Raw genomic sequence first — 3,919 nt, 5'->3', positions numbered from 1 at the left:
GCTGTAAAAGCTGATAAAATCAGCGTAGTAGAGCCCACTCAACCACTGCGTCTTGCTCGACAAACCAAAAACAATTGAGAGGCTAGGACTTTTGTCCCAGCCTCTTTTTGAAAGCAGAAAGAGGAAAAAATGTATCAAACGATTTTATTTGACCTAGACGGCACCTTGACCAATTCAGAACTAGGGATTACCAACTCGGTGGCCTATGCCTTAGGAAAATATGGGATTCAAGTGCCAGACAAGAAAGCATTGAGAGTTTTCATCGGTCCGCCCTTGCAGGAGTCTTTTGAGCGCTTTTATGGATTTTCTAAGGAAGAATGTTTAAAGGCCATTGACTACTATCATGAGTATTTTTCCGAAAAAGGCCTTTATGAAAATGAGGTCTATCTAGGCGTTCCTGACTTGCTGGCTTCTCTCAAGCAGGCTGGCAAACAGTTGATTGTAGCTACGTCAAAGCCTGAAGAATTTTCCATTCAAATTCTCAAACACTTTGGTTTGTATGATTATTTTGACTTTGTCGCTGGTGCGACCATGGATAGAAAACGTAGTAAAAAAAGCGATGTTATCCAGTATGCCTTGGAGCAAAATGGGATTACAGATTTGGCGCATACCATCATGATTGGAGACAGGGAGCACGATGTGCTTGGCGCTCAAGCGCAAAAGCTTGATTCTATCGGTGTCCTTTATGGCTTTGGAAGCAGGGAAGAATTGGAAGAAGCCGGCGCCACCTATATTGCTCAAGAAGTTGGCGAAATTGCAGCTTTTATAGGATAACCTTTTCCAAAATATTAAAAGTTGGAACTTTTCTAATCTGCTGAATATTGCTTTATTTAATATTTCTATCGGTGTATACTTACTGTAGGTTAAGTCACACAGATTAAGAGGTGATAATATGAATTTGTCACGATATATATTAAAATATAGTACTGATGATGGTACGTTGTATTTTAATACTAAAACCAATCATTCATTTTTTCTTACGAATGAATTGAATAGAGTAGTCGACAGCAATGATGTGATTAGGAAAGAGTTTCATGCTTATCTTGATAAAAATAAATATTTAAGTGAGGGTGAGTATGAGGTCGAAAAGTATCTATCTAAAATAAGCGATACAGATGCTGAATTATTGGAACTAACAATTTTGACACATGGAGATTGTAATTTTCGGTGTAAGTATTGTTATGAAAAATTTGAAAATATTGCTATGTCAACAGAGACAGAAGATGCCATTGTCCAATTTTTGAAAGAAAAACTTCAGTCCGGGAAGTATAAGTATTTGTCAGTAGGCTGGTTTGGAGGAGAACCACTTTGATGGATGATAATTATGAGAAATATTTATAAGTACATTGATAAGAAGTATCTTTTTCCTATTTTTTTAGGGCGTATTGTGAATAGTGGTTTGGTGTTGGCGCAACCTCTGATTTTAACGAAGGCCTTGAAGTTAGATCAAGACGGCCTTTCTTATGGAAAAATTCTCAATTTTGTTTTATTTGGTTTGTCTGTCTATCTTGTTATTTATAGTCTGATGCTGTTTTCAAACTATTCGCACAATATATTCCGAAGAGAAATCAACAAAAGTGTCCGTGCCCTTTTATTTAAGAAAGTCATATTGAATCCTAAATTTTCCAATGATGAAAAAGTTAGTCTGCTAACTCAAGATATGGAATATGTGGGCGATAATTATTTGGAAAATATAAATGTTATGGTGAGTTGGGGATTTGTCGCCCTTGTTACAGCCATTTATATTGTTTCACAAAATTTTCTCTTAGGACTTATTTTTGTCATTTTTACGATTATGAGACCTATTCCTCAGTTCATCATGAATCGTCGTTTACAAGATTCGGGAGACAGCTGGTCCAAGCTTAGAACGAAATTACATGGGCTTGTCTCGGATAGTATGCAAGGCAGCCAAACCTTACGGATTAATCAGGCCATGAGGCTGAATGAAGAGCGCGTGAATGATTTAAACGGAGAATATCAAAAAGCCATCCAAAGATTTTGTTTCACACATAATATTATTTTTTTCTTTAATGGATTTATGGTCTTTTTTAGTCAGGTTGTTCCTCTTGCTTTAGACTTTTATTTGAGTTTACAGGGAAATTCTATTTCTATTACAAGCCTCATCTCTATGTATGTTGCTGCGGGGATGCTGGTAGAACCGATCCAAACTCTGATGTACAGTGCAGCCAATCTCCAAGGTGCCTTGCCGACTGCGAACCGCCTGTTTAAGATTATCGAGGAAGAACCTGATTTCGAAGAGACAAAGGATCAATTTGTTGAAAATCTCGAATCGTTGCGCTTAAATCATATTTCAAAAAGTTTTGCTGAACGTCAGCTTTTTTCTGATTTGACGGCGACGATTTCAGTAGGTCAGAAGGTCTTAATCAAAGGACCGAGCGGGTCTGGAAAGACGACTCTTTTTCGCTTGATTTTAGGAGAAGAAGTATGTGATGAGGGTGACATTTTCGTTCAGTATGATGGAAATCAAATAACGAGTCATTTCCAAGGGAATATCGGTTTAATTAGCCAGCATCCCTTCCTGTTTAACGATACTATCCGCTATAATCTAACTTTTGGTCAGCCTTTTCAGGACCATGAATTATTGGAGGTATTGGACCGAGTTGGCTTAATAGATGAATTTCAGGATATTTTGAATGTAGAAATTCATAATAATGGTGAAAACATTTCAGGAGGTCAGCGTGTCAGATTAGAGTTGGCTCGTTTTCTCTTACGCGAGAAGGATATTTTATTAGCGGACGAAGTGACATCAGCTTTGGACGAAAAAAATAGTCGTCTGGTTAGAGACCTAATCTTTTCTTTGCCGATCACGGTACTAGAAATAGCCCATCATATTGATGAAGAAGAGCGCTATGACCAAATCCTTGAGTTACGTAAAGGATGAGCGATGCCACAATAGTTGGTTCTGCGACAAAGCGGATAGTAGTAAGCCAGCAATTTGTCAGATATTTTTGAGATTCTAAGTGGTGATATTTCCAAAATCATCAATACTCAGAGAACTTAAGCTTTATTTAAGATAGGCCAGCTATACTAGAAGCATAAACAAAGACCTCCTAACTTTGTTTAAACCTCCTAAACTTTTTCATAATAATCTCCCATAAGAGTCGCCCAATCGGCGGCTTTTTTTGTGAGTCGTAAGCTGCCTATGGTATAATGAACAAAGAAACTAAAAGGAAGAAGGAAGAGATGGACTACACGATAGAGGAAAAAGCGATGTTTATGAGGGAAGCCCTGAAGGAGGCGGAGATTGCCCTCGCCAATGATGAAATACCGATTGGCTGTGTCTTGGTCAAGGATGGTCAGATTATCGGGCGTGGACATAATGCGCGTGAGGAGCTGCAGCGGGCGGTCATGCATGCGGAAATCATGGCGATCGAGGAGGCCAATCAGCGTGAAAATAGCTGGCGCCTGCTGGATACGACGCTTTTTGTCACGATTGAGCCCTGTGTCATGTGTAGTGGTGCCATTGGTCTAGCTCGGATTCCCCAGGTGATTTACGGGGCGACCAATCAGAAGTTCGGTGGAGCAGGTAGTCTCTACGACATTTTGGCAGATGAACGCCTCAATCACCGAGTCGAAGTAGAAACAGGAATCTTGGAAGCAGAATGTGCAGCCATCATGCAGACCTTCTTCCGCCAAGGTCGAGAACGAAAAAAACAAGCCAAACTCGCAGCCAAGGCCGAAACACAAGAATAAAAACCGGACCTTTGCAAATCGAACAAATTATGATATAATACCTATCGGAGCAACAGTTCTGCGTGAAGCGGGTCAGGGGAGGAATCCAGCAGCCCTAAGCGAAGTGAACTGTGTGCTCTTTTTTCTATAGCTCTTAGTGAGGTAAGCCTGTAAGGCGCAACCGAGCTTAGAGATATTGATCCTGAGGAGCGAAGCGACGTGAGGG

General features: G+C 39.9%; 4 protein-coding genes and 1 other RNA gene. All 5 read left to right on the top strand.

Annotation, left to right across the window (positions count from 1 at the left end):
• Positions 1–129 precede the first annotated feature (129 nt).
• The 5 genes from ADI76_RS05040 (at position 130) to ffs (ending at position 3,838) form a co-directional block, all read left to right on the top strand.
• Positions 130–774 carry an HAD family hydrolase gene (locus ADI76_RS05040; RefSeq protein WP_003002091.1) on the top strand — a complete coding sequence of 215 codons (645 nt, stop codon included), beginning with the start codon at positions 130–132 and terminating at the stop codon, positions 772–774.
• A 118-nt stretch (positions 775–892) separates the two neighbouring features.
• On the top strand, positions 893–1,312 hold the full coding sequence (locus ADI76_RS11235; RefSeq protein WP_049514994.1) for a 4Fe-4S cluster-binding domain-containing protein: 420 nt from the start codon (positions 893–895) through the stop codon (positions 1,310–1,312).
• A gap of 12 nt (positions 1,313–1,324) precedes the next feature.
• Positions 1,325–2,902 (top strand): ATP-binding cassette domain-containing protein, encoded by a 1,578-nt coding sequence (locus tag ADI76_RS05030; protein ID WP_049514993.1) that lies wholly within the window; start codon positions 1,325–1,327, stop codon positions 2,900–2,902.
• A 302-nt stretch (positions 2,903–3,204) separates the two neighbouring features.
• Positions 3,205–3,714, top strand: a complete 510-nt coding sequence (gene tadA, locus ADI76_RS05025; RefSeq protein ID WP_003016809.1) for a tRNA adenosine(34) deaminase TadA — start codon at positions 3,205–3,207, stop codon at positions 3,712–3,714.
• 43 nt (positions 3,715–3,757) lie between these two features.
• Positions 3,758–3,838: signal recognition particle sRNA small type (ffs, locus tag ADI76_RS10760), an RNA gene on the top strand.
• Positions 3,839–3,919 lie beyond the last annotated feature (81 nt).

This window comes from Streptococcus parasanguinis (assembly GCF_001074805.1).
Lineage (GTDB): Bacteria > Bacillota > Bacilli > Lactobacillales > Streptococcaceae > Streptococcus > Streptococcus parasanguinis_A.
The sequence above is the reverse complement of the archived record's forward strand: the minus strand, read 5'-3'. Positions and strand labels throughout refer to the sequence as shown.

Excerpts from the sequence above, each read along its gene's own strand:
- ADI76_RS05040 (WP_003002091.1), top strand. The coding sequence starts at position 130 with ATGTATCAAACGATTTTATTTGACCTAGACGGCACCTTGACCAATTCA.
- ADI76_RS11235 (WP_049514994.1), top strand. The coding sequence starts at position 893 with ATGAATTTGTCACGATATATATTAAAATATAGTACTGATGATGGTACG.
- ADI76_RS05030 (WP_049514993.1), top strand. The coding sequence starts at position 1,325 with ATGAGAAATATTTATAAGTACATTGATAAGAAGTATCTTTTTCCTATT.
- tadA (WP_003016809.1), top strand. The coding sequence starts at position 3,205 with ATGGACTACACGATAGAGGAAAAAGCGATGTTTATGAGGGAAGCCCTG.